General features: G+C 55.3%; 20 protein-coding genes. 7 read left to right on the top strand and 13 right to left on the bottom strand.

All coding sequences use genetic code 11. The features are described from left to right. The first annotated feature begins 127 nt into the window (after nt 1-127). Complete coding sequence (locus JSY17_RS24755; protein WP_206403249.1) at nt 128-457, top strand: hypothetical protein; 330 nt, start codon at nt 128-130, stop codon at nt 455-457. Next, the gene (locus JSY17_RS24750) at nt 448-1,416 is read left to right on the top strand and encodes a hypothetical protein (RefSeq protein ID WP_206403251.1); all 969 of its coding nucleotides are present in this window, start codon (nt 448-450) and stop codon (nt 1,414-1,416) included. Before JSY17_RS24755 ends, JSY17_RS24750 begins: the two co-directional genes overlap by 10 nt. 1,065 nt (nt 1,417-2,481) lie before the next feature. Here JSY17_RS24750 and JSY17_RS24745 read toward each other — a convergent pair. The 8 genes from JSY17_RS24745 to JSY17_RS24710 form a co-directional block, all read right to left on the bottom strand. Beyond that, nucleotides 2,482-3,882, bottom strand: a complete 1,401-nt coding sequence (locus tag JSY17_RS24745; RefSeq protein WP_200977997.1) for a hypothetical protein — start codon at nt 3,880-3,882, stop codon at nt 2,482-2,484. A 218-nt stretch (nt 3,883-4,100) separates the two neighbouring features. Next, nucleotides 4,101-4,511 carry a hypothetical protein gene (locus JSY17_RS25785; protein ID WP_232849641.1) on the bottom strand — a complete coding sequence of 137 codons (411 nt, stop codon included), beginning with the start codon at nt 4,509-4,511 and terminating at the stop codon, nt 4,101-4,103. Between the two features lie 499 nt (nt 4,512-5,010). Next, nucleotides 5,011-6,192, bottom strand: a complete 1,182-nt coding sequence (locus JSY17_RS24735) for an MFS transporter (protein ID WP_206403253.1) — start codon at nt 6,190-6,192, stop codon at nt 5,011-5,013. Between the two features lie 32 nt (nt 6,193-6,224). Beyond that, a complete protein-coding gene (locus tag JSY17_RS24730) occupies nt 6,225-6,986 on the bottom strand; it encodes an ABC transporter ATP-binding protein (RefSeq protein WP_206403255.1) in 762 nt (253 codons plus the stop codon). After that, the gene (locus JSY17_RS24725) at nt 6,983-7,831 is read right to left on the bottom strand and encodes an ABC transporter ATP-binding protein (protein ID WP_206403257.1); all 849 of its coding nucleotides are present in this window, start codon (nt 7,829-7,831) and stop codon (nt 6,983-6,985) included. The genes JSY17_RS24730 and JSY17_RS24725 overlap by 4 nt, the downstream gene beginning before the upstream one ends. Further along, on the bottom strand, nt 7,821-8,675 hold the full coding sequence (locus tag JSY17_RS24720; protein ID WP_122371350.1) for an ABC transporter permease: 855 nt from the start codon (nt 8,673-8,675) through the stop codon (nt 7,821-7,823). Before JSY17_RS24720 ends, JSY17_RS24725 begins: the two co-directional genes overlap by 11 nt. Then, a complete protein-coding gene (locus tag JSY17_RS24715; RefSeq protein WP_200978112.1) occupies nt 8,672-9,682 on the bottom strand; it encodes an ABC transporter permease in 1,011 nt (336 codons plus the stop codon). Before JSY17_RS24715 ends, JSY17_RS24720 begins: the two co-directional genes overlap by 4 nt. 20 nt (nt 9,683-9,702) lie before the next feature. After that, complete coding sequence (locus tag JSY17_RS24710; RefSeq protein WP_206403259.1) at nt 9,703-11,280, bottom strand: ABC transporter substrate-binding protein; 1,578 nt, start codon at nt 11,278-11,280, stop codon at nt 9,703-9,705. A 225-nt stretch (nt 11,281-11,505) separates the two neighbouring features. On the opposite strand from JSY17_RS24710, the gene JSY17_RS24705 reads away from it, so the two are divergent. After that, a complete protein-coding gene (locus JSY17_RS24705) occupies nt 11,506-12,141 on the top strand; it encodes a CatB-related O-acetyltransferase (protein ID WP_206403260.1) in 636 nt (211 codons plus the stop codon). 44 nt (nt 12,142-12,185) lie between these two features. On the opposite strand, the gene JSY17_RS24700 is transcribed toward JSY17_RS24705, so the two are convergent. From JSY17_RS24700 to JSY17_RS24690, 3 genes are all read right to left on the bottom strand, one after another. After that, nucleotides 12,186-13,478, bottom strand: coding sequence for a PQQ-dependent sugar dehydrogenase (locus JSY17_RS24700; protein ID WP_206403261.1), 1,293 nt, complete (start codon nt 13,476-13,478; stop codon nt 12,186-12,188). Further along, nucleotides 13,475-13,903, bottom strand: a complete 429-nt coding sequence (locus tag JSY17_RS24695; RefSeq protein WP_206403262.1) for a DUF2231 domain-containing protein — start codon at nt 13,901-13,903, stop codon at nt 13,475-13,477. The genes JSY17_RS24700 and JSY17_RS24695 overlap by 4 nt, the downstream gene beginning before the upstream one ends. Before the next feature lie 167 nt (nt 13,904-14,070). Then, nucleotides 14,071-15,183, bottom strand: coding sequence for an efflux RND transporter periplasmic adaptor subunit (locus JSY17_RS24690; RefSeq protein ID WP_200997409.1), 1,113 nt, complete (start codon nt 15,181-15,183; stop codon nt 14,071-14,073). A gap of 431 nt (nt 15,184-15,614) precedes the next feature. Here JSY17_RS24690 and JSY17_RS24685 point away from each other — a divergent pair, with 431 nt between their 5' ends. From JSY17_RS24685 to JSY17_RS24670, 4 genes are all read left to right on the top strand, one after another. Further along, nucleotides 15,615-16,406, top strand: coding sequence for a helix-turn-helix transcriptional regulator (locus JSY17_RS24685; RefSeq protein ID WP_206403263.1), 792 nt, complete (start codon nt 15,615-15,617; stop codon nt 16,404-16,406). Nucleotides 16,407-16,451: 45 nt separating this feature from the next. Next, nucleotides 16,452-17,897: an efflux transporter outer membrane subunit gene (locus JSY17_RS24680; RefSeq protein WP_206403264.1), complete on the top strand. Its 1,446-nt coding sequence runs from the start codon at nt 16,452-16,454 to the stop codon at nt 17,895-17,897. 555 nt (nt 17,898-18,452) lie between these two features. Continuing rightward, the gene (locus tag JSY17_RS24675; protein WP_122370931.1) at nt 18,453-19,184 is read left to right on the top strand and encodes a LuxR family transcriptional regulator; all 732 of its coding nucleotides are present in this window, start codon (nt 18,453-18,455) and stop codon (nt 19,182-19,184) included. A gap of 627 nt (nt 19,185-19,811) precedes the next feature. Beyond that, on the top strand, nt 19,812-20,657 hold the full coding sequence (locus JSY17_RS24670) for a helix-turn-helix transcriptional regulator (RefSeq protein ID WP_117186617.1): 846 nt from the start codon (nt 19,812-19,814) through the stop codon (nt 20,655-20,657). 156 nt (nt 20,658-20,813) lie between these two features. On the opposite strand, the gene JSY17_RS24665 is transcribed toward JSY17_RS24670, so the two are convergent. Together JSY17_RS24665 and macA are read right to left on the bottom strand one after the other, a co-directional pair. Further along, entirely contained in the window at nt 20,814-22,775 is a 1,962-nt protein-coding gene (locus JSY17_RS24665) for a MacB family efflux pump subunit (RefSeq protein WP_206403265.1), read from the bottom strand. After that, a complete protein-coding gene (gene macA / locus JSY17_RS24660; RefSeq protein WP_117181459.1) occupies nt 22,772-23,947 on the bottom strand; it encodes a macrolide transporter subunit MacA in 1,176 nt (391 codons plus the stop codon). The genes JSY17_RS24665 and macA overlap by 4 nt, the downstream gene beginning before the upstream one ends. Nucleotides 23,948-24,024: the final 77 nt, after the last annotated feature.

Raw genomic sequence — 24,024 nt, 5'->3', positions numbered from 1 at the left:
TCGCGTCCGCTTAAAAATACGCGGACACCATCGCCCTTAATGCTGGAGTTCGGAAGGTGAGTTCGCCGTACGCTTACACATCTTCGCCATTGAGGAAATCATCATCCGCCAGGCCATGGACAAATACATGGGAGACGAAGCGCTCAAGGACTATCTGAGCGGCGGCAATCTCGCTGGCTACATCAATGAAATGGTGAAAACGCTGATGTTGTCTGCCGATAGTTTGGGCGGTATGGCTGCCACTGTTGGCGGGGCGGGCTTTGCCAGCGCATTAGGAGGCCGGGTGCTCTCAATGGTTGCAGCTCCACTTGCTATCGGAGGACTCGCGATTTACCAGGCTTCGTCGCCGGCGTTCCGGATCACCATTCCTGCCGTGCTGCACATCGCTAAGCTACGGCGCGCACGTTACGACCAAGACTTCGAAGCCTACACGGAGAAACTGAACGCATGTTTGTAAACGTTGACGCGCTTGTACGCTCCTTGCCTGATATCCCAGATGTCCTGGCCAAACTGCATAGCGGAGATTACACGCTTTGGGGTGGCGTAGTCCGGCACTCAAAGGGAACCGAGAAGGCTGGCCAGATCGTCGGGCACCTCCTTTTTCCGGGCGACTCAGGGCATGTCCAAGAGAGCCTACAGAACCTGCAATCCACTCTATCCAGTGGTCTGGGGTCGCTTCAAACCGGCATGGATCAAGTGCAGCAGAGCATGAATGTGCTCCAGGGACTACAGTCGGCCAATCTCGTAATGAGCGGGCTCAACCTCGCGGTGACTACCGTGGGGTTTGTCGTTGTGTGCAAAAAACTCGACAAAATTAGCCGGGAAATGGAGAAACAATCAAAAACGATCGCAGAGACCTGGCATCTGGTGAGTGAGGCTCACGAACGGTACCTACTCGCTGATGAGGCTCGCTTTCGAGGCCTGCTACGCACCACAATACAGTTCTCCGAAGAAGGCGATGCTCAGCAGCTCAGGATATTGATTGGATCGTTCAATGAGCAGTATGAGTTCACTAGGCTTCTCCTGGAACGGCATTCGCGGAATGCGACCAGCAACGTTGCACTCTTCGAGCAGATTTCATTGCTGCAAAACCGATTGGTAAACCTTGGCTTGATGATGTCCCACGTTCAGTTGAAGGCTGGTTCTCACAAGTACGCCCGACAAAGCCTGACGGAGCTTGCCACAGACATCGCCAGCCTCAACGCTGCTCGGGTAAAGGCTTTGTCCAACGACCACAGTGTTGCGTCAACGATCACTCATGAGCAATTCGCTGGTCTGACTCGTTTCCTGCAGAACGGAACACAGATGACGCCGTCTCTGACCTACCAAGCTGATCTCATTGAGCTTGAAGTGAAGCATCCTGGGCTACTTCAGCATGCGAACGAGGCGCGGGAAATTTTGCTGATAGCCGCGTGAGCTATTCGGTTGCCGTCAACGAAACGCGACACTTGAAGCTGCCATTAATGCCGGGGAGGGCAGTTGCAAGCGGAGTGCGCAGGCCTTGGCCCACTTGCATGCTTGCGTAGCCACCCTAGGCGAACCTCGAAATCTCCCGGCTTTAGAACATTGAAAGGATTTTTCGCCGCTGTGTTGCGAACCACACCTAGGTAGTCAAAAAAGCTCCTCCCTCCGCGCATGAAGATATCCCGGTGCTGATCAGAATTTGACGCGGTACCTAGTGTGGAGGCTGACGTTGAGGCGGAACTCTCTACGGGGTGATTTCTGACGATCGGGCGCCAATTCTCATTAATCGGCTTAACAGCAAACCCTGTCCTGGTCTTCAACAGGTAACGTGACCCGCCAGACCTAGAAATCCATGACATGGATAGGCGCATGATGAGGTGCATGAACTCCCTGGCATCCGTATCTCGCCATTTTTGGATCGGCTTGTGCCGAATAGACCAGATCCAATGCATCCGTCGGTAACAAAGGATACGGCACGAAGCAATCCGTCGGGTCGGCTGGAGCTGGGGCTCGGCGTCGGCTTGGGGCGTGGTTTCCACGCTGGGTTCTTAATCGATGTTCGCGCTGACTTCATGTAACGGGTTGATTCGAGAAGTGTATGGTCAATTCATGTAAAGTCTGGTTTTCGGGGGCTGGTGACATCATGAACATATCTGGCATAACACATTATTTAACAAGTGGGCGATGTCAGATGTTCATAAGACGCTCCCCAGCGCACTGCACTTGGCTCAATAGCTCAAAACAAATGCGATTGTTCATCGATTTATGTTCATTGACGAGATTTTCCGCTCGTCTGGTCGATCCGAACTTTGGCAGCTCCTCAGCGGTGAGGACGCTGCGGTACCGGGCAGGGAGTCGCATTGGGGGCTTGCCATCCCAAAATTCCTTTCCGTAGATGGCTGGGAACCCTACAGAATTTCAATTTTCGAAGGGCGCCGATTGGTTTCTTGGGATTTCGTAAAGTCCCATTCGTTTCGTATGACGGATTAGCCCCTAAAATACGCAGGTGACTCTACTTCACATAGGCATCTGCCACCCAGACTTCACCCATCGGAACTTTGGCTCTTGAACCTTCGGCCCGGCGAAGTCTTCACCTTCAATCTTGAAGCACCTGGCCATCAGATCCCGCACCCCCCCCAAGCGCTCCATGGCAGTGAGTTCCTTGGTGATGTCCTTGACAACCGTTGTAAACGCCTTAGTCGATTCTGACTTCATGAACTCGGGAGTGGAGAGAGCGAAATCCCGGTCGGGTAACGAAACCCCAAATAGACTAGTAACAGAGCTTGCCGCCTTGATTAGAAAGCTCCCCTGGATACCTTGGGCAGACCTGAGACCGTAGCTGCGTTTAAGGTCGCCGCAAATCTTGTCGACATCATCCATGAGCTTGGTGATGCGCTTGTTTCCACTCGCGAGCCCTTGCTCGTCGAAGGCAACTCGAATGGCCTTTAGGGTTTCACGCATCGTTACGAAATGGTCTTCGCTGCGGATCTGTCGAGCTGCCTCGATCGCACCGGAAACGCTTCCGGCGGATTGAGTCAGCCATGCCGAAAACAAGGGCAGGTCCAAAGCAACGGTCTGAGTTGCTCCGTGCGACTGGATTTCCGAAATGCTCGTACTGGTTTTGTCCGAGAGGTTTGCCAGGAGGCGGGCGGTGAAGTCATGGCCGAAGGCGCCGGCTTTCTTCATCCAGTGCACTTGATAGGCATGCCTGATGGGATGAATGAATGAGTCTGCTTTCAGGTGTTTGGCTGCAGTCGTGTAATAAATTGATTTGTACGCGAGCCAGTTCAGCGAGGCGACGAACATCTCGAGTTGCTTGGTGGGACCTCCGTAGGCACCAGGATACTCTCCAGTGAACTCTGACTTGCTGAATTCGTGGCCATCCGAACCCACTAGCTTGACATCTTTCGACCAACGTCCGCGCGTTTCACTGGCATCGCTTAACTCTGCGAAGATTGCTGCGCTTAGGGCACTGTATTTGCCATAGTCGTCGGACGCACGGTAGCCCAGCATCCTCATGGTTAGGTAATACACACTGGAGGCTTGATCCCAGGTGCAGACCATGTTCATTTTCAGTTGCTCCAAAAGGGCACTAAAGTCCTCATCCACGAACTCGCCGCCGCGAATTTCAGGACGAATCAGCGATGCTTCTTTTTGAGCGAGCGTATCAACCCCGTCCAGCCCGAACTCGGTAGGCGACAAGAACCTGAGGTAGGGGAATTGTTGCTTGCGGCTTTCTCTGTGATCTGCTTTGTAGTTGTCTATGCAGAGGAGGTCGTCGTAAAAGAGGTTGCCTTGCAGGAAGTTCTCTAGCGCGCACAGGTCTCCATTGATCGTATCGCTGGTCTTGACCGCAACCGCGCCGGTGGCGCGCTGGACGGCAGTGAGGGTGGCGTTGTCTATCAGTGCGTAGGTCATGTATTCATTGCCCATCCTAGTGTGGCTGAGACTATAACCACTGAGATTGGATGGCGGCTATATTCGACGGGCAGTCTTCGCGAACCATGGAACATGGTCTTGGCGCAGGTGAAGCGCCTTATTCGACTGCACGCTCATTGGCGCAGTTCACAAGCGCTTGAGCGTGTAATCAAGTGGATGGGCTCGACTATGCTGGGCCATTCACGATCGGATTGACATCAGGTGCTGGAATACAAAGTCCGAACGATCTGTAGTTGCGTATCTGTCAGGCTGCGGTAACGAGTGCGGTCGGGACGAGCATTGATGATATGGCTCTCAAATCGCCGCTCAATGACGTCGGCGACATCGGCAAATACCACGTCGATGTCAGCGTGTGTGGCTGAGTTCTGACGGGCGCGCGGGAGGTAACGGGTCACGCACCAAGACAGGTATTTCTTCAGCAAGCGCAGGTACTGGTCCCGTGTTCGTGAACCGATCTGCTGAAAAAATACAGTGTCAGCTTTGCCAATTCGGGCCACTAGGTTGTCGGCTTGGCGGCGACCAGATGGCGTAACCGCAAGAATCGCCTCGAAGTGGCAGGCCAAGATGGCTTCATCAATATTGAGGATTGAGGTCACGGCTTTTGGCATAGGTGTAAAAAGCCTGGATCGCGCGCAGGTGCGCTGCGGCGGTGCTGTATGCACGATGCCTGAGCTTGAGCTGGACGTAAATGAAAGGGACAAGCATGGGCAACGGCGCTGCGTCACCAGCTTGCACGAGCAGCGGTAGTCGTTGACCAGAAGAGAAACGGCACTGAATCAGAGGCCTCAAAAACGAATTCGTCGTATCAGTGGCTAGGCAGCTCATGAACGTTTATGACATGGCCTTTCTTTTAACATAATACACATTATACGTAACAAGGTATTGCGTTCCCAAGGACAGTGCCAGCCACATTTCAACTGGCAAAACCCTTCCTTTCTCAAATCCTCCATCCAACATCCAGACCATGTCGAAACTGGTCCTGGCGAACCACGTTCACACTAATGCCGGCTTCTTTGAGATCCAGTGCCCAGCTTCTCGCAACCGACCTTTGACGTCTTTGATTTGAGTGAAAATGCAATCCAGAGCCTGCTCATTCATGCCTGAATCTCACGCACACGATCTGCTCGCCGAAGAATGACTCAGCAACGGTCGCGCCACACTGATCAATCCCAATAACGCCATTCCGGCTCCGACCCACAACGGTCCGCGCAGACCATACCCGGCATTGATAGCTTCTCCGCCTGCCCAGCTACCCAGTGCAAGGCCAGCAGTGATGACTGACGTATGGAGTGAGTTCACCAGCGCACCGGGCTCGGCGGCTTTCATTACTCGTGCGGCCATTGCCGGGTTCAGTGACACCCCGGTCAGGCCGATCGCGATAAAGCACGCCACGTTCAGCCACCGATGCTCGCCGGCCAGAGCGAAACCGCTCAGTGCCAGGACCAGCAACGCCAGCCCCCAACCCAATGCTGGGAAAGTATGGCGGTCGGCGATGCGTCCGATGAACATGTTGCCCACCAGATTGGCCACGCCATAAAGCGCCAGAAGAGGCGCTATATAGCTGGGAAGCAAGCCGACTTCCTTGATCAGAATCGGCGTGATGTAACTGAACGCCGCGAAGGTCGATCCAATGATCAGGCCGCTGGTGAGGTAAGCGCCCCAGAGGCTGAGGTTGTTGAGTTCTTTCAGTTGTTTGAGTAAGGCAGGCTGTTTGTCTGCGCTGCCGTGAGGCAGTCTGGTGGCAACCAGGAATGTGCATACCAGGGATAACGCCACGATCAGCCATGAACTCGCGCGCCATCCGTAAGCATGCTCAATCACATTGGTCATCGGCACGCCGGCCACAGGCGAAAGCATGAGTCCGGCCAGGACAACCGATACCGCCCGCCCCCGGGCTTCAGGCGGCACAAGTCCGGCGCAGATTGTCATGCACAGCCCGATGCAGGCGGCACTGGCCACACCCATGATGACTCTGGCCAGCAACAGGATTTCGTAGCTTTGTGCCGCAGAAGCCAGTGCTCCGGCACCGACATACACGGCCAGGAGCCCGATGAGTGCATGCTTGTTGCCGATGTTGCGGGAGACCAGAAGCACCATGACCGGCGGTCCGCCCAGAGCCATGCCCAGTGCATAAAAGGCAATGAGGTTACCGACCTGTGCAAGGCTCACCGAGAATGAGTCGGCCAATGCCGGCATCATTCCGGCCACCATGAACTCGGCGGTGACAAGTGTGAAGATCGTCAAACCCAGCAGGTAGACGGTAGGCGGCAGTTTAGAGCGGGTGGTCATGAGAATCTCGAAGCAAAACAGAGCGCGCTACCCTAAGCAGATATGACCGAACGGTCAAATATCCGGGCTGAATAATGTCTGCCCTCTTCCTGAACGATGGCCGATAACCCTTCCCTGTCCAGCCGTTGCTCGATGCTGCCGCCTTTGATCACCAAAGCCCTGTCGCACAGATGAGCAACCGTGTTCATGTCGTGACTGACGAGGATCATGGTCATCCCGGTATCACGCCGCAGACCTTGAAGCAGGTTGAGAATTTCCGCCTGTACGGTCATGTCCAGCGCTGAGGTGGGCTCGTCGAGCAATAACAAACCTGGCTGCAGTTGCAAGGTACGCACGATAGCAATTCGTTGGCGTTGGCCACCGGATAGCTGATGCGGATAACGGTCGAGAACTTCACCTGGTAACCCCACTTGCTCCAGCGACGCCACCAGAGTGGCCTCATCAAAAGGCAGTCCGTTGACTTGCCGCGGTTCGCACAGGCTGCGACGAATACGGTGCAAGGGATGCAATGAAGCGTAGGGGTCCTGGAACACCATCTGGACATCACGACGCAATTTGCCTTTGAAGGCTTGCTGGGCCGCGAGAGGCTGGCCGAACAATTGAACGCCGCCTTGCCAGTCACGCTGCAATCCTGCAAGAACTCTCAACAGGGTCGACTTGCCTGACCCGGAGCCGCCAATAAGGCCGTAACACTCACCCTGCCCGATCTGTATCTGCTCGACTTCCAGCGCCTTGAAATGACTTGATCCGCGCTTGAAACTCACGGCCAGCGAACTGATATCCACGGCGTTCATCGGTGCTCCTCAAGCAGGCTTCTGTCCAGGACAGGCAAGGGATGGCCATAGCTCCTCGCCGAGGGTTGGCAATTCCACAAGGTTCTCGTGTACGGATGGCTGGCAGTCGCCAGCTCGGATGCCTGACAACGATCCACGATGTTGCCTCGGTACATGACCAGCACACGGTCGCAATATCTGGCGACAAGAGGCAGATCATGGCTGATCAACAGCAGGCCCATGCCCCGCTCTTCTACAAGACCCATGATCAGATCGAGCATCTGGTCGCGCAGGTTGCTGTCCAGAGCCGAAGTCGGTTCGTCAGCGATCAGCACTTGAGGATCATTGATCAGCATCGACGCCAACATGACCCTCTGTCCCATGCCTCCGGACAATTCATGAGGATAACGGTCATAGAGGCTTGCCGGATCTGGCAAGCCCACGGCATCGAGCATTTCCAATACCTTCTCACGACGCTCGCGACGCCCGAGCCGGGTGTGCAATACCAGAACTTCCTCAACCTGGGTGCCGACCTTGAGCACCGGATTGAGTGAGTATTTAGGGTCCTGCAGCACCAGTGACAGCCGTGTACCGCGCAGGGTTTGCCACTGTTTTTCGTTCAGCCCCAGTAAATCAGTGCCTCCCAGGCGCATATGCGCTGCAGTAATCTGAGCGGGACGAGGAATCAGCCCAAGCAGCGCGCGAGCGGTCAGTGACTTGCCCGATCCTGACTCTCCCACCAGGGCAACCTTTTCAGTCCCCAGCGTGAAATCGATCCCCTTTACGACATCGATTCGTTGGCCATCAGGCCCGGGAAATCCGATATGCAGGCCTCTTACATCGAGAAGGGTTTCATCACGAACCATGACGGGGATCCAGAACATCGCGCAGGCCGTCGCCCAGCAGATTGAAAGACAGACTCGTCAGAAGAATGGCGATGCCCGGTGCGGCAGCAACCCACCACTGATCGAAGATGACACGGCTGCCGTCGGCAACCATCGAGCCCCATTCTGCGGTCGGCGGTTCGACACCCAGGCCGAGAAAACCGAGCCCCGCAGCCGCCAGGATGATGCCACCCAGATTCAATGCAACCCGCACAATCACAGACGGCAGACACAGCGGTAATACATGCCCGAGCAACAGACGCGCTCCTCGAATACCTTGCAGATGAGCAGCAGCCAGATAGTCGCTGTCGCGCAGGACACTGGTCTCGGCACGTGCCTGACGTGCGTAGGCTGGCCAGGCAGTGAGCGACAGAGCCAGCGCACCGTTGAGCAGTCCCGGCCCGAGAATGGCAACGAATGCCAACGCCAGTACCAGTTGCGGGAAAGCCATGAACACGTCGGTCATGCGCATCAGGATGCGCTCTGGCCAGCCGCCATAAAAACCGGCCGCGACGCCCACCAGGACGCCGATGGGCAAGGTCAGCAGCAAGACCAGCGACACCAGCAGCAAGGTGGGACGTGTGCCGTAAAGCAGTCGCGTGAACAGGTCACGACCAAAACCATCGGTGCCCAGCCAATGACTGGCTGAGGGTGGCAACAGACGCTGTTCGATATTTTGCTGGTTCGGATCAAAACCACTCAACAAGGGAGCAAATATCGCAACCAGCAACAGCAATAGAATCAATGATCCGCCCAGAGTCAAAGCAGGCGAGCGACGCCACCAGCGTTGTCCTGAAGCGATAGCGAAAGCTGCAGAAAGGCTCATAGCAACTCCCTCGTCCTTGGGTCGATCATCCCTGCAAGCACATCGGCGACACCGTTGACGATCACGAAACAAAGACCGATCAGCAAGGTGCTGCCCAGGATCGCCGGCACATCGCCTGCAAACAATGCAGTCGTCAGATAACGACCGATGCCCGGCCAGGCAAAGACGGTTTCAGTAAGAATAGAGCCTTCGAGCAAACCGGCGTAAGCCAGGGCAACCACGACTACAAGCGTACCTGCGACATTGGGTAAAACGTGACAAAACAGCACACGGCCGCGCCCCGCTCCCTTGGCCAGGGCTGTTATCACATATTCCTTGCCCATCTCACCCAGTAACGCAGAACGTGTCAGCCGACAAATACCCGCCATGGCATAAAACCCCAACACCAGCACCGGCAGTACCAGGTGCGAGACGGCGTTGCTCAAGGCCCCCTCCTCTCCAGAACGCCAGGTGTCCCACAGCATCAGGCCGCTGGGCAATTCGATGGTGTAGAGAAATGCATCATCCAGACGGCCAGGCCCTCCTGCCCACTGCAATTTGGCATAGAACAACAGCAGCATCAGCAGCCCGAGCCAGAACACCGGCACCGAATAGCCGATCAGCGAGAACAATCTCACCAGAGTGTCGATCCAGCCACCCGGCCGCCAGGCAGCCAGCAGTCCCAGTGACAGACCAAGAGAGGCACCCAGCACAATCGACAGCGTGGCAAGCTCCAGGGTTGCGGGCAAGGCACGTTTCAAATCCTCCAGCACCGGTTTGCTGGAGGTATTGGAAATGCCAAGATCGCCCTGAGCCAGTTGATTGAGGTAACTGCCGAACCTTACCGGCCAGGGTTGATCCAGTCCCAGATCACTACGAACCTGAGCCAGGGATGCTTCACTGGCTCGATCCCCGGCAATGCGTAACGCCGGATCAACCGGTGACAGCGTGGTCAGTAGAAAGGTAAAGAACAGCAGACCGAGCAGCGTAACCAGTAAGGTCAACAATCCGGTTCCTGCCACTCGAATCCTGCGCGAGGCCCCCACCCTCACTTGGCTTTGCTCACCTGATCGAAGTACGGCAGCGAAACCGTGATGTTCTGCAGGACACCCTCGACGCCTTCATGGACGGCGACCTGATTGCGACCTTGCAGCGCGACTACAAAGGGCGAACTTTCCTGTACGGTTTTTTGCAGGTGGCCATACAGGGCCGTACGTTTTTGCGGATCGCGTTCAGCAGCTGCCGCGCGAGTCTCCTGGCTCAACTGGGGAATATTCCATTGGGTGCGCCAGGCCAGAGTCTTTGGCCCATTCTCCACGTTGTAGGTGAAGGTGCTGGCGTTGGAGTTAGGGTCAAGGTAGTCCATGCCCCAATAGGTGAAGATCAACTGATAATCACGACTGCGCATCTTTGCCCACAGTTCGCTCTCGACCAGCGGACGGACATTGATCTCGATGCCGGCCTTGCCGAAGCTTGATTGCAATGCCTGGGCAATGTCGGTGTAAGGCGGCTGATTGAAGACGTTCAACTCAACCTTGGTGCCTTGCGCGATACCGGCATTTTTCAGGATGCTTTTGGCCTTCTCTACATCCAGCTTGAAGGGTTGATCAGCCAATGATCCCGCCATACCTGATGGCAGGAATGACTGATGCACGCTGTACTGCCCCTTGAGCAAGTCCCTGGAAATGCTCTGGTAATCCACCAGCCAGCGGGCTGCTTCCCAGAAAGCGGGGTTCTTCAGGACGGGAACCTGAGTGTTACCGCTATTGATGCCCAGGTAATAGATCATCGATGAAGGGAAACGCTGGACTGTCACGCCCTTCTGTTGCTCCAGGGCGCTGAACTGGTCCGCTCCCAGATCATAAGCAATGTCCGCATCACCCTGTACCACCAGCAGGCGACGGGTCGCCGGATCAGTGACATTCTTGATCACCACTGTCTTCAGTTTGGGGGCTACGGCGGCGTGGGGGTTGGCCTGCAAGACCACGGCCTCGTGAGGCGTGTAAGAGCGCAGCGCATAAGAACCGGTACCTGCCGAATGGTTTTTCAGCCAGCCATTACCCAGATCGGCACCCTTCGCATGTTTCTCGACCTCGACAGCATCGACAATAAAGCCAACAGGGGTCGCCGACAGGATACTCAAGGCAAAAGCACTGCCTACACCTGCTGGCCAGGCGACTTTTACGTGGTTCTCATCGACCTTGGTAAGAAAACCGTCAATGTTGTCTGCTGTCCAGCCCAGTTCGCCCAGAATGAATGAAGGTGTCTTGTTGAGTTTGACGACACGCTTGAAAGAATAAATGACGTCCTCTGGACGTACCGCATTGCCCGAAGAAAAAGTCGCGCCAGGACGCAGCTTGAACACCAGGCTCTTGTCGTCACTCCCTGCTGTCCAGCTTTGCGCCAGGGCCGGGACCAGCACGGACGGATTCTGGCGATCAGGCTCCAGCAGACGCTGATACAGGCTGACCAGAGTGTTTGTAGCGGTTATTTCGAAACTCTCGGCAGGATCAAGGCTGACGATATCGTCAATTGAACGCGCCACAATCAACGTATCCGCAGGCGTCTTCGCCCACGCCGAACCACTGATTGCAATAGCCATTGCCAAAGCCGTAAGACGCCGCATTCCTGACTCCTGATTACGAGAAATACCGTTGATGTGGCTGGACGATATATTTCCACCAGGAATAAGAAAAATAGTTTTTAGTCATTAACTTATGACTTTTTGACGTTCATGTGGCAGACGACTCAATCAGCCTGCGCAGGAAAACCGATAGGACTCACACTTGCCATCCCTCATTCCTTTGTTCAGGATGACGCCCGTTTTCAATGTCTGAGAAAGGCTCTCTCCATGAACCTATTGCGCAAATGGCGCGAGCATAAGGAACGCAAGGCCTTGCGCAGTTTGCCCAAGCTCGAACGGGCCGCACAGAAACTGCGTAATCGCTACCCTCAATGCAGTTTTGGCCTGGGCACTTACGGTGACCTGACGGTTCATGACTGGAGCGAAGGCACAACGTTGCGTGTCGGCGCCTATACCTCCATTGCGATGAATGTCGAGGTTTACCTGGGTGGGCATCATCGTAGCGACTGGCTCAGTTCCTACCCCTTCCCCGCCATGATCGAGGAAGTCGCTCACATAAAGGATTTCGGCGGCAGCAACGGCGACGTGGTGATTGGCAACGATTGCTGGATCTGCTCGCACAGCAAGATATTGTCAGGCGTCACCATCGGCGATGGCGCGGTTGTGGCTGCGGGGTCGCTGGTGACCAAGGACGTTGCACCCTATTCGATTGTCGGCGGAAACCCGGCCCGGCATATCCGCTGGCGTTTTGATGAGGACATGCGACAGTTGCTTGCGCAGTCTGCATGGTGGGACTGGCCCGAGTCAGAGGTCAGGGCCGTGGCACATCTGCTTTGCTCGCCGGATCCAGGGCCGTTTGCAGAATACCTGGCACAGCGCACCGGCCATTCACAAACCGTCTGAAACGACACGCCGGGCAATACTGCACGGCGTATCGCACTCAAGGCTTACCGATTACGAGTCACTCTCCACACGGTATTGGCAAGGTCATCGGCGATGATCAATGCGCCACGTGGATCGACAGTGACGCCGACAGGTCGGCCGCGGGTTTTACCGTCGGCATCCCGAAAGCCCGTGGCGAAATCAAGCGGCTCGCCTGCGGGACGTCCGTTGTTGAACGGTACGAAGATCACTTTGTAACCTACCGGATTGTCACGGTTCCAACTGCCATGCTCGCCAACGAATACGCCGTCTGCGTACTTGTCGCCCATGGCCGGTATGGAGAAGTCGACACCCAGTGCCGCGACATGCGACCCAAGGCTGTAATCCGGCTTGATTGCAGCGGCTACCTTCTCAGGATTTTGCGGCTGGGCGCGAGAGTCGACGTTCTGCCCCCAATAGCTGTAAGGCCAGCCATAGAAACCGCCCTCGCGTACCGATGTCAGATAATCGGGAACCAGATCGGGGCCCAACTCGTCACGCTCGTTGACCACCGTCCACAATTGTCCGGTCCCGGGTTGAATCGCCAATGCCGTAGGGTTGCGCAGTCCGGTTGCATAAGGCTTGTGAGCACCCGTCTGAGCATCGATCTGCCACACCATGGCTCGGTCGACTTCCGCCTCCATGCCTCGTTCGGTGACGTTGCTGTTAGAGCCGATACCCACATACAGGAAGCGCCCATCGGGGCTGACGGTCAGCGCCTTGGTCCAGTGGTGATTGATCTCGGAAGGCAGGTCGGTAACCTTGACAGGCGCACCGCTGGCCTTGGTCTGGCCTTCTGCATAATCGAAACGCACCAGTGCATCCTGGTTTGACACGTACAGCTTGCCATCGGCAAAGGCCAACCCATAAGGGGCGTTGAGATTTTCGGCAAATACCGTCTTCAGTTCATAGGTTCCATCACCATCGGCATCGCGCAGCAATGTCAGACGGTTACCGCCTTTGACCTTGGTATTGCCTTCGGCCTTGATGACGCTGGCGATGACATCCTTGGGCTTGAGCTTCGCAGCACTGCCGCCACGGCCTTCTGCAACGATGATATCGCCGTTGGGCAGGACAAGCGTCTGGCGCGGGATTCTCAGATCAGTAGCGATTGCGGTCACACTATAGCCCTGAGGCACCGTCGGCTTTTTATCGCCCCACTCGGCAGGTTCGGCAATCTTCATGCTCGGCAGCAGGCCGCGCTGCGGCTCCGGCAGCTTAGGATCCGGCCCAAGGGATTGGGTGCTGTCCGCTTCGCCGCCACATGCACTCAACAACAACGCCACACTCAAAACAGACAATCCATGCAAGTGTCTCATTGCGCACCTCCCGACCGCAGGCTGGTCAAGCCGATCCACGCGCTCACAACGGACAGCACAGTCACGATGACTGACAGAATCAGACCCGAAGGCATGACGGCCCATGCGTCCTTCGCATGCTCGAAGGCGTTGATCAGCCCCAGCACCCAGGTGCCCAGAAGCAGCAGGAAGTACACCAGCGGGCGACCGGCCTTGTGCTCTGCCCGGATCAGATTGACCAGCGCGAACAACAGCGCAAGGCCACAGAACACTAACCCGCCGGCAATAAGCCAGGACGCAAAGTTGCTCCACTGAATCTGAAAGGTCTTGAAATAGGCAATGTCGCTCAGCAAGGCGCCGAGAAACAGCGGGACGGTTCCGGCAAGCAGGATCGCGTGCAGCGGACCTGGCGTGCTTCGGTAGACGGGATTGGCGGTAACGGTCACGGCGGCTCCTTATCGTGTGGCGTACCTGGATCTGTGCTCAGTGCGATGGCACCGGCTCATCAGGGCGCGCGCAGACTGCGCACAGAAAAGGAACGCATGGCTAAGCCGTTAGTTCAGCCCGTTTCGTATCTAAATATGTTCAAGGCCTCTCGGGATAGGCTAGCGCTCTATTTTGCTACCTCGTCTCCGATGACCACCTTGTCTCCCGCCTTCAGACCGGACAGTACCTGAACCCTGACCTTGTTATTGATGCCGGTACGTATATTTTCCGTTCTGACCTGATCCTGCTCTTCAAGGATGCGTACCGGATAAGTACCGTCGGGGTTCTGCTCGCCCAGTGCCGCCACGGGAATCGTCAGGACGCCCTCACCCGTTTCAAGCACGACTCGTACCTGTGCCGTCATGTTGATCCTCAAGCGCCCGTCAGGATTGGGCACATCGAACAAGGCATTGTAGAAAACCGCCGAGTCCGACCGCCCTGCTCCGCTGGACTGGCTGACGAAGCCGGTAGAAGCCGGCTCGATACCTCGCAATGTGGCGTTGTAACGTTTATCGCGGTCCCCAAGTATCGTGAAGTAGACCGGCATGCCAGCCTTGATCCTGACCACGTCCGCTTCGGAAACCCGGGCCTTGATCGTCATCGTATCGAGCCGGGCCATTTTCAGAATCACCGGAGCCAGTTGTTCGGCAATGACGGTCTGACCTTCCTGGGTGACGATGGCCAGAATCTTGCCGTCCATGGGAGCAAGAATCCGGGTGTACCCCAGATTTATCCGGGCTGTTTCTATGTTGATTCGGGCAGTACGGACCTGGGCCTGAAGCGATTCCAGCGTGGCGCTCTGCTCTTCATAGTCATAGCGCGCATTGTCGTAATCCTCACGAGATACCGCAGCGTCGGAGCCCAGCTCTTCGTAACGCTGATAGGTCAGACGTGCGAGCTGCGACTGATGAATGGCCGCATCTCTCTCTGCGATCAACCTTTCATTGTTGACGATTGCCTGGCGCAACGCGTTGCGAGCTGGCAGAGGATCGATCTGGGCCAGCAATTGTCCCTTCTGGACATTGTCGCCAGGAGCGACTTTCAGCGTTTGCAACTGACCGGAAACCTGTGCCCCCACATCCACTTGCTGCTGGCCCTGAAGTACACCCTCTGCCTGCACGGCATGTTCGATATTGGTAATCTCTGCCGAGGCGGTCAGGTAATGAGGTTCCCCGTCTTGAGTTGCACCTCTATAGAGGGCATAACCCGCCAGCGAAACCAGCAAGTCGATAAAAATCATTCGCAGAATGATCTTGCGGTAGTTGAGGCCACGGAGAAAACGCCAGATCCTCCTCACCACCAGGCCCTTTTCGTGATATGCATACAACCTCCTGATTCTCGATCAGGGGCAATAGAAGCATTCGGGTTCGGGCGCGTCTGTCCTTGCATTTGGGGACAAGGTTCCCGCAATGATCATCAACGGGCCCAAGAACCTTGCAGCACAAGGTCTGTAGCGTTTTCAGTCACATGCATGACAGTTTGTCCCCAGTTTCCCTTACAGACACATCCAAAAGCACATGTGTACATTCATCCATACATTAGGAGTCTTGTCCTACAAAATGAGAGAGTCACGGGACAAGGCATTGATGGACTTCCGAGCTGGGCGAGGTCTGAAATTCCGGCGGAAATTAATGCCATGGGGGCACAAGTGTGATGAATGCCAATCTACGAATGACGGGAAAGCAGCCGGCTTACTTTCTTGAACTGGGGCGTCTTATCTCGAGCGTCGGTGATGCGCAGTTCGTCTCCAATATGTATCAACTCATAGCAGCCTCGGTTCCCATCGATCTTCTTGATCTCAGCGAATGGACCATCGATGAAAGCGAAGCAAGCATCATCGGTATCCAGCCTCTCGGGCGCGAAGCTACAGAGCGAAAGCAGGGAACGCCGACAGCATTGCCGGACAACCAGATGCTGCTCACGCGGATGCTCAATCTGGAAGACTCATTGCTGATTCATCTCAAATACACCATCAACGATGCGCCTGGCAGCTCTGCAGCGGCCAGCATCGCTTACCAGTGCAACCTGGTTTCACGAAAATCCAATCGCCGCTGTGTGATTTCCCTGCACCGGGAACCGCCACTGCGTGATTTTTCCCTGCATGAGCTGTCCTTTCTCAAGAATTTTTCCGAAACGCTGCTGCCCTTGCTGGAGCGACATGCTCAGGCAACACGCAATCTCTTCAATGCGCCAACTGAAGAAGATTCGACAATGCAGGGAGGACAGCAGTTGCTCAAGGACTTCAACGAAAAGCTGACGCTTTCCGAAGTCAGGTTGTCATTGCGTGAAAAGGAAATCTGTCTTGGCCTGCTCGCAGGTTCGACTGTCCCGGAAATGGCTGAAAAGCTCCATGTCAAAAACAGCTCCATAGAAACCTACCTCAAACGTGCAGCAGCCAAGCTTGGCGTGAAAGGACGTCACGGACTGGTGAAGTGGATGATTGGTGTCTCACAGAGTGCCTGACCCACTGACTGCATTGGGTTACCGGTATCTACAAAGGCTATTTCAATGAAGTACTTCTTACTCAGCGCCCTGACGTTTTCAGTGCTTGGCGGTTGCTCTCTCATTCCCGACTATCAACGCCCGACCTTACCTGTTGCTGCAAGCTACCCGACTGGTCCTGCCTATGCGGCAGGTGTTACCGAGCCGGCAAATCCGGCAGCGGCGGAACAAGGTTGGCGAAACTTCTTTCGCGACCCGGTACTTGGTCAACTGATCGAAAGCTCATTGTCCAATAATCGTGACTTGCGCGTAGCGGTGCTCAATCTCGAGGGGTATCAGGCTCAGTACCGTATACAGCGTAGCGCCCTGTTTCCCGCGGTTTCAGTGAGCGGGTCAGGCACGCGACAAAGTCTTCCGGCCGATTTGTCAGGGGTCAACAAGCGTGCCATCAGCAGTTCCTACTCTACGACATTGGGCATCAGTGCCTACGAACTGGATCTGTTCGGGCGCAACCGCAGCCTTTCCCGTGAGGATCTGGAAATCTATCTTTCCAGCGAACAGGCTCGGCGCAGCACGCAACTGAGCCTTGTGGCCAACGTGGCAACCGCTTACCTCACCTGGCGTGCAGACCAGGAGCAGCTCAAACTCACCCGTGACACTCTGCAGACCTATGAACAGAGCCTCAAGCTGACTCTGCAACAAGGATCGGCAGGCACTGCATCGGCTCTGGCCATCAGCCAGGCACGCACGTCCGTGGAAAGTGCACGGGCACGCCTTGCACAATACGAAAGACTGGTTGCCCAGGACCTCAATGCCCTGACCCTGCTGACAGGCACAAACGTGTCGGATACGCTGCCGGCGCAGCCCTTGAGCAGCGAGCTGCTTGGCAATGTACCGGCGGGCTTGCCTTCTGAACTGTTGCAGCGTCGTCCCGACATTCTGCAAGCCGAACACCAGCTTAAAGCTGCCAATGCCAATATCGGCGCTGCGCGTGCCGCATTCTTTCCAAACATCAGCCTGACTGCCAATGCAGGTACATCGAGCAGGGATCTGTCGGGGCTGTTCAAGGCTGGTTCGGGAGGCTGGCTTTTCCAGCCACAGATCAGCATACCGATCTTCAATGCGGGCAACCTGCGCGCCAGCCTGGATTACTCGAAAATCCAGAAAGATATCCGGGTCGCACAGTACGAGAAAAGCATTCAGACCGCTTTCAAGGAAGTCGCCGATGGCCTGGCGGCAAGACAGACGTACACAGAACAACTGGTTGCACAGCGTGACTCACTGAAAGCCAACGAGGACTATTACCGCCTGGCCGAAGCACGCTACAGAAACGGTCTGGATAGCAGTCTGACCTTGCTGGATGCTCAGCGCTCACTCTTCACTGCACAATCGACATTGATCTCGGACCGCCTTGCCCAGCTTACTGCCGAAATCAACCTCTACAAGGCGCTAGGTGGTGGCTGGAATGAGTACACCATGCCAGCCAGCCTGCCGCCAGTCCCGCCCGCTTGAGCGGGCATGCTGAAAATCCATTCAAATGATAATGGTGGCCAAGTGCATCTCTACAACATGATAGTAGGTGGTTAATATTAAATAGCTAGCACTTAGCGTACCAGGGAACATTAATATTTTTTTACCTACTCATATGTATGTATCTGCACTAATCCACTTATTAGTGTTACTAATTCACTCAGCCAAAGACCCGTCAGAGAAACTCCTCCCCACATATAGCCAAAAAATCCTAGAAGTGAACACCTGCAGGTTGCACTAGAGGCTGAAACGATATAGCTTTTTCTCAAGTGCACGTGCATGATTGGATCCAGGTGCGAATCGTCAAATCTAAGACCGGGCTAACAATGACTTTTGAAATCATGAAATTTTCACATTCAGCAGACTTAGGGCGCAGACCATACACGGCAAGCCCTGAACTTGCCGTTGAACTTTTCTCGATCATCCGTTGTCGTATGACCTCACTTGTTTCCGATGAAAACTCGCACTATCGAGCGTTCTTGACCGGGTAACAGCATTCACGGCGTGGCAAAGATTGATATTTATCGGACTGACTCTATGGACACAAGACTGCCGGATTCCCAGGTGTTTGACTTGCTCATCGAAGCGGAGCGAAATTTCCCTGCCGCCAGTGAAACTGAATATATCAGTTCGCTCTCCTCCCTCCTTGGCAAGTTAAACGTTGATTATTTTGCCTACCTGCACATGGACCTGACCCCGCTGGGGATTTCTCGAGTTTCCATATTCAGCAATTACCCGGCCGAGTGGATAGAAACCTATCGCATGAAGTCGCTCTACAAGAAAGACCCCATCATCATTCACTCGGCGAACACCTCCAGCCCCTTCTTCTGGAGCGAGGTCCTGCGCCCCAAGCATGTCAATCTGGAGGTGGTCGAGCAGTCCGCCCATTACGGGATAGAACAAGGCTTCACTGTCCCCATGCATGAGCCTGGCCGCACTTTTGGCTCGATGCACCTGGCCGCTCCCCTTGCAAACAAAGCGTTCGTGCCCAGTATCAAAGCCCATCAACTGGCGATAAAGGTCATAAGCGATCTCGCCCATCACAACCGACCGCACCCCAGCACGTCCTCCGACTCGCTGAGGCTGACGCCACGGGAAAACGAGTTTCTGAGGTGGCTCAGCATGGGCAAGACCTACCGGGAAATCGGCCTGATAATGAATATCAGTGAGCGTACAGTGAAATTCTACGCTCATCAGATGACGGAAAAACTGGAGTGTGTCAACGTCAAGCAAGCCATGATGAAGGCCATGTATCTCAACCTGGTCTAGTCCAGTAAACCCATCTGGACTAGTCCAGAGTCATCAATTAATTTCTTCTTTACGCCCTATTGAAGCATTCTTTCGCACTCAATCAGTGCGTAGTTTGCGTGTGCCCGCGATATAACCTCATAACTCTTCCATAAACATGTGTTTGAAACATATATATGTTTAATCATTGCGCACAGATTGTTTAGTAAGGCTCCACCTTAAGGAAAGTCCTCGATAAACATTAACTATTCACTGCATTGAGAAATACAATAGTCGCGCACACAAGGCGTCTTGAATCATTCCTGTACCTAGGTACAGTAGTAAATGAGTGATGCGAAAGTTAAAAATTAATCACTGTTCAATATTCAGACAGCCCAAGAATAATTAAATTCATCGAGCATGCGGACCCTAAAGCTCGATAGATGTTTGCCTTGGACGATGTCGCTTTTTGAACAGTGCGACAAACTCTTGATATTACTCGCAGCGAGAAAAACAGCCCTTGATTCTTCAGGGGTAAGGCTTGGGAAGCTCACAGGAAGATGACGACCCAGACCTTAATCCACAGGCCCCGGCGCACTTTTAGTCGCGACTGGGAGGTTGAAGAAATTCAACTGAAAAAAAATTCATCTAACACAAAAAGGAAGTCTGATGAACGTTCAACAACTCTTTCCCCACTTGGGTAAAGTCATCACCGGTACCGGAAGCCGTCATTTTGCCCGCCTGCTGCACGATCTGATCAGCGCCTCGCTCCATGTGGATGCCACCCACGTGACCCAGCACCGCACCAAGCTGGTGGAAGTCGCGACCACTGCTGCCGTACCAGCTCCCATCACCAGAAACCTCAGCCAGGATGCCATGCAGCACAATGGCCAGCATTGCCTGGAGCCTGTCTTGCTGAGTGCCGAACAGTTTGCCAATGCCCGCGTCGACAAGAGCATCAGGTTCGATACACCGGCTTATGAGGCGCAGGACAGCAACGATCACAGTGAGGTGCCTCAAGTGCACCTGGCATCTCACAGCAATGGCAAGCGCTGTGTCATCTCGGTCTATCGTTCATCCTCCTCAAGACCTTTCACCAGCCAGGAACGGGCGCAGCTCAAGGACATGTCCTTGATGCTGCTGCCGATTGTCGAAGAACACATCGCCACGTTGACGCCAGTACGTGCAGCCGTGGCTCCAACGCCAATTATCGCCGGAGCTGCTGAAGATGCAGCCATGGAAAGCTTGCGCCAGCGCTTCCTCGATCGTTTGCAGGCATCGGAGTTGAGCCTGTCCCTGCGTGAAACCGAGGTGTGTGTTGGCCTGCTGGCAGGCCTCACCGTCCCTCAACTGGCCGAACGTCTGGAATTGAAGGTCAGCACCGTGGAAAGCTATTTCAAGCGCGCAGCGGTAAAGATGGGGATTGGCGGACGCAGTCCGTTGCTTCGCTGGCTGCATGCAACCGACACCAAGCGTAGTGTCACGGCTGCCGGCGTCTATCAGAAGGCTGTCTGAAGCAGCTCTTCACTTCTTCAGCGTTCACTTCCTTTTGCAAGGGTAACGGTTCTATATCCGAGGATGTACTGACCGATACCCTTGCTTCTTTCTCTCTGTAACACTCTCTCTTTTCAGCCCGATTCAGCCCCGGAAGATCGAGGCTGATAGCAAGGCTCAGTCCCGCGCAAGGGCTTCGATGGGATCAAGACGTGCCGCATTGCGTGCAGGCACAAAACCGAACACGATGCCGATCAGAGTGGAACAGACGAACGCCGTAATGATCGATCCCAGTGAAAACACCATTTGCCACTCCTTGACCAGCAGGGCAAACACATAGCCAATGGCAAAGGACAGGCCGATACCGATAATGCCGCCCAGCAGGCAAACCATCACCGCTTCTACGAGAAACTGCTGACGAATGTCGGAAGGCCTTGCACCCACCGCCATCCGGATACCGATTTCGCGAGTGCGTTCAGTCACCGATACCAGCATGATATTCATGACCCCTATCCCGCCAACCACCAGGGAAATCACCGCGATCAGCGACAACAGCAGCGCCAGAGACTGACTTGTCTTCTGCACGGTCTGCATGATGCTGTCCAGGTTGTAGGTGAAGAAGTCCTTGGTACCGTGGCGTTTCTCGATAAGTTTGGTCAGATTCTCTTCCACCAGTTTGCTCGGCTGTCCGTCCTTGACCCTTACCGTGATGCTGTCCAGATAGCGCTGCCCCAGCAAACGTCCCGAAGCCGTTTCGTAAGGCATCCATACATTCAGGTTTTTGCTGGTATTGAAGACGCTCTTCTTGTCTTCGGTTACACCAATGACGACACATGGCAGGTTATCCACCAGAATGACCTGGCCCAGCGGGTCGGCTTTCGGTCCGAACAGCCGTATGCGGGTGTTGTGATCGATCACCACCACCTGGGCCTGTCGAATGCTGTCTTCCTTGCTGAAGCCCACTCCCTCCCCCATCTTGATGCCGCGTACACGGAAATAGTTGTCGCCCACTCCGTTGACTGTCGCGGTCACGTCGAGATTCTGATAGCGCAGCAGCAGATTGCGGCCGACATTGGGCGTGGCACTATCAATGTAGTACTGCTCTCCCAGCGCCGCGACGTCACCAAGGGACAGTGTTTCGATCGCTGCCGAACGGCTGTCGCCCCAGTCGGTGCCGGGGAATATCTCGATGGTCGTACTGCCAATGGCAGCGATATCATTGAGCACATAGCGTTTGGCGCCCTCACCGACCGCCACGATAGACACTACGGATGTAATGCCGATGACAATACCCAGCATGGTCAGCAAGGTACGCATGCGGTGCGAGATAAGCGCGACCCAGGCCATGGTGAATGCCTCGCGAAACAACTCGATGCTGGCCACCAGGCGATTGCCCTTTCGGGTTGTCGGCAAGCGGTCTTGCTTCTGCTCTTCCAGGGACTGACGATCGGAGTTGATACGATCACTGACGATCTTGCCGTCGGATATCTCGATGACTCGCTGGGCATGCGCCGCGACCTTTTCATCGTGGGTAACCAGAATCACCGTGCGCCCGGCCGCATTGAGCTCCAGCAGAATCTTCATCACCTCCTTGCCGCTTGCGGTATCCAGCGCTCCGGTCGGTTCGTCGGCGAGAATGATCTCCCCGCCATTCATCAAGGCGCGTGCAATACTGACCCGCTGTTGCTGACCACCGGAGAGTTGATTGGGCCGGTTACGCAAGTGCTCCCCCAGCCCCAGCCGTGACAGAAGCTCTTGTGCCCTGTCATTGCGGACTGACTCGCCTACACCTGCATAGATCGCAGGCATCTCGACGTTATTGACCGCGCTCAAATGCCCAAGCAGGTGGTAACGCTGGAAGATGAAACCGAAATGATCGCGTCTGAGCGCTGCCAGTTCGTCATCCGTCAGGGCATGGGTTTCACGTCCGCCGACCTTGTAGCTCCCCTCATCGGCATGATCGAGACAGCCAAGCACGTTCATCAGTGTCGACTTGCCCGACCCGGATGCGCCGATGATCGCGACCAGCTCACCTTCGTTGATCGTCAGGTTGATGTTATCCAGGGCAATGAAATCCTTGGCACCTGCGCTGAAGCGGCGGGTAATGCCTTGCAGCTCCAGTAATGGTTGAGTCGTCATGCGCCGGCTCCTGAAGTTGCGGCGGCAGTCGCCGTCGAGGTTGAAGGCTCGCCGATGACAACCTGATCACCTTCCTGCAACCCGTCATCGATCTGCACCCGGACATTGTTATTGATACCGGTCTTGACCTTGCGAACCTGCGCAACACCCTGGGCATCCAGTACGCGAACCGCAAAGCGGCCTTCAGCGTCTTTATCGCCCAATGCCGCAACAGGGACCGTCAATACGCCAGTGGCTTTGGAAAGCACGATACGCACCTGCGCAGTCATCGAGATACGCAGCTTGTGATCGGGATTGGGTACATCGAACAGCGCGTTATAGAAAACCGCTGTGTTCTGACGACTGGAGTTGTTGGCCTGGGTCTCCAGGAAGTTCTGCGGCGCTGGCTCGATACCGCGCAATTTGCCGTAGTAGCGTTTGTCGGACTCACCGAGGATCGTGAAATAGACTTCCTGGCCCTGTTTGATATGAATCACATCCGCTTCGGAAACCTGGGCCTTCACGGTCATGGTGTCCAGATCGGCAAGCTTGAGCAGTACCGGTGCCAGTTGCTGGGCAATGACGGTCTGGCCTTCCTGAGTCACGATGCCCACTACAGCCCCATCTATGGGCGCGACAATGCGTGTATAACCCAGGTTGACCCGGGCGGTCTCCACCTGAATGCGGGCATCCTTGAGCTGGGCATTCAATGAGCGCAGGTTGGCATCCTGAACGTGATAATCCGCCTTGGCCGTCTCGAAATCCTGTTTCGAGATCGCATCTGCCGGCAGCAGGTTCTGATAACGGTCATAGGTGGTCTTGGCTTTGCTCAGTTGCGCTGCCGTAGCTTCCTTCTTGGCGATCAGGTCTTCTTCATTGACTTGAGCCTGACGCAGGGAGTTCTGCAGCACGACCGGGTCGATCTCGGCCAGCCATTGCCCTTTCTTGACCTCATCTCCCAACTGGACCTTGAGGGACTTCAACTGGCCGGACACCTGGGCACCGACATCCACCTGCCTGACCCCTTGCAGAACGCCGGTAGCCAGCACCGAATTCTCGATATCGGTACGCTCGGCCTTGGCCGTCAGGTACTGGGGCGGCGCGTCCTCGGAGCGGGTCGCGGCATACAAGACACCGGCCGCAACCACCAGGCCGAGAGTGATAACGGTTTTGCGAAATTTGAACTTTGGCATATAGGACCACGAATACTTTACGGACAGGCCCGGCTGGCTGGCAGCCGGGATGAAGGTTGTCGATGTTTGCCGTCGAG

Origin of the sequence: Pseudomonas capsici, from assembly GCF_017165765.1 — a bacterium.
Taxonomy (GTDB): Bacteria; Pseudomonadota; Gammaproteobacteria; order Pseudomonadales; family Pseudomonadaceae; genus Aquipseudomonas; species Aquipseudomonas capsici.
Note: the sequence above shows the minus strand (reverse complement) of the source record. Positions and strands in the feature narration are given on the sequence as shown.

What these genes read in the sequence shown, in the direction of transcription:
- JSY17_RS24755 (WP_206403249.1), top strand. Translation starts at nt 128, where the DNA reads ATGGGAGACGAAGCGCTCAAGGACTATCTGAGCGGCGGCAATCTCGCT.
- JSY17_RS24750 (WP_206403251.1), top strand. Translation starts at nt 448, where the DNA reads ATGTTTGTAAACGTTGACGCGCTTGTACGCTCCTTGCCTGATATCCCA.
- JSY17_RS24745 (WP_200977997.1), bottom strand. Translation starts at nt 3,882, where the DNA reads ATGACCTACGCACTGATAGACAACGCCACCCTCACTGCCGTCCAGCGC.
- JSY17_RS25785 (WP_232849641.1), bottom strand. Translation starts at nt 4,511, where the DNA reads ATGCCAAAAGCCGTGACCTCAATCCTCAATATTGATGAAGCCATCTTG.
- JSY17_RS24735 (WP_206403253.1), bottom strand. Translation starts at nt 6,192, where the DNA reads ATGACCACCCGCTCTAAACTGCCGCCTACCGTCTACCTGCTGGGTTTG.
- JSY17_RS24730 (WP_206403255.1), bottom strand. Translation starts at nt 6,986, where the DNA reads ATGAACGCCGTGGATATCAGTTCGCTGGCCGTGAGTTTCAAGCGCGGA.
- JSY17_RS24725 (WP_206403257.1), bottom strand. Translation starts at nt 7,831, where the DNA reads ATGGTTCGTGATGAAACCCTTCTCGATGTAAGAGGCCTGCATATCGGA.
- JSY17_RS24720 (WP_122371350.1), bottom strand. Translation starts at nt 8,675, where the DNA reads ATGAGCCTTTCTGCAGCTTTCGCTATCGCTTCAGGACAACGCTGGTGG.
- JSY17_RS24710 (WP_206403259.1), bottom strand. Translation starts at nt 11,280, where the DNA reads ATGCGGCGTCTTACGGCTTTGGCAATGGCTATTGCAATCAGTGGTTCG.
- JSY17_RS24705 (WP_206403260.1), top strand. Translation starts at nt 11,506, where the DNA reads ATGAACCTATTGCGCAAATGGCGCGAGCATAAGGAACGCAAGGCCTTG.
- JSY17_RS24700 (WP_206403261.1), bottom strand. Translation starts at nt 13,478, where the DNA reads ATGAGACACTTGCATGGATTGTCTGTTTTGAGTGTGGCGTTGTTGTTG.
- JSY17_RS24690 (WP_200997409.1), bottom strand. Translation starts at nt 15,183, where the DNA reads ATGATTTTTATCGACTTGCTGGTTTCGCTGGCGGGTTATGCCCTCTAT.
- JSY17_RS24685 (WP_206403263.1), top strand. Translation starts at nt 15,615, where the DNA reads ATGACGGGAAAGCAGCCGGCTTACTTTCTTGAACTGGGGCGTCTTATC.
- JSY17_RS24680 (WP_206403264.1), top strand. Translation starts at nt 16,452, where the DNA reads ATGAAGTACTTCTTACTCAGCGCCCTGACGTTTTCAGTGCTTGGCGGT.
- JSY17_RS24675 (WP_122370931.1), top strand. Translation starts at nt 18,453, where the DNA reads ATGGACACAAGACTGCCGGATTCCCAGGTGTTTGACTTGCTCATCGAA.
- JSY17_RS24670 (WP_117186617.1), top strand. Translation starts at nt 19,812, where the DNA reads ATGAACGTTCAACAACTCTTTCCCCACTTGGGTAAAGTCATCACCGGT.
- JSY17_RS24665 (WP_206403265.1), bottom strand. Translation starts at nt 22,775, where the DNA reads ATGACGACTCAACCATTACTGGAGCTGCAAGGCATTACCCGCCGCTTC.
- macA (WP_117181459.1), bottom strand. Translation starts at nt 23,947, where the DNA reads ATGCCAAAGTTCAAATTTCGCAAAACCGTTATCACTCTCGGCCTGGTG.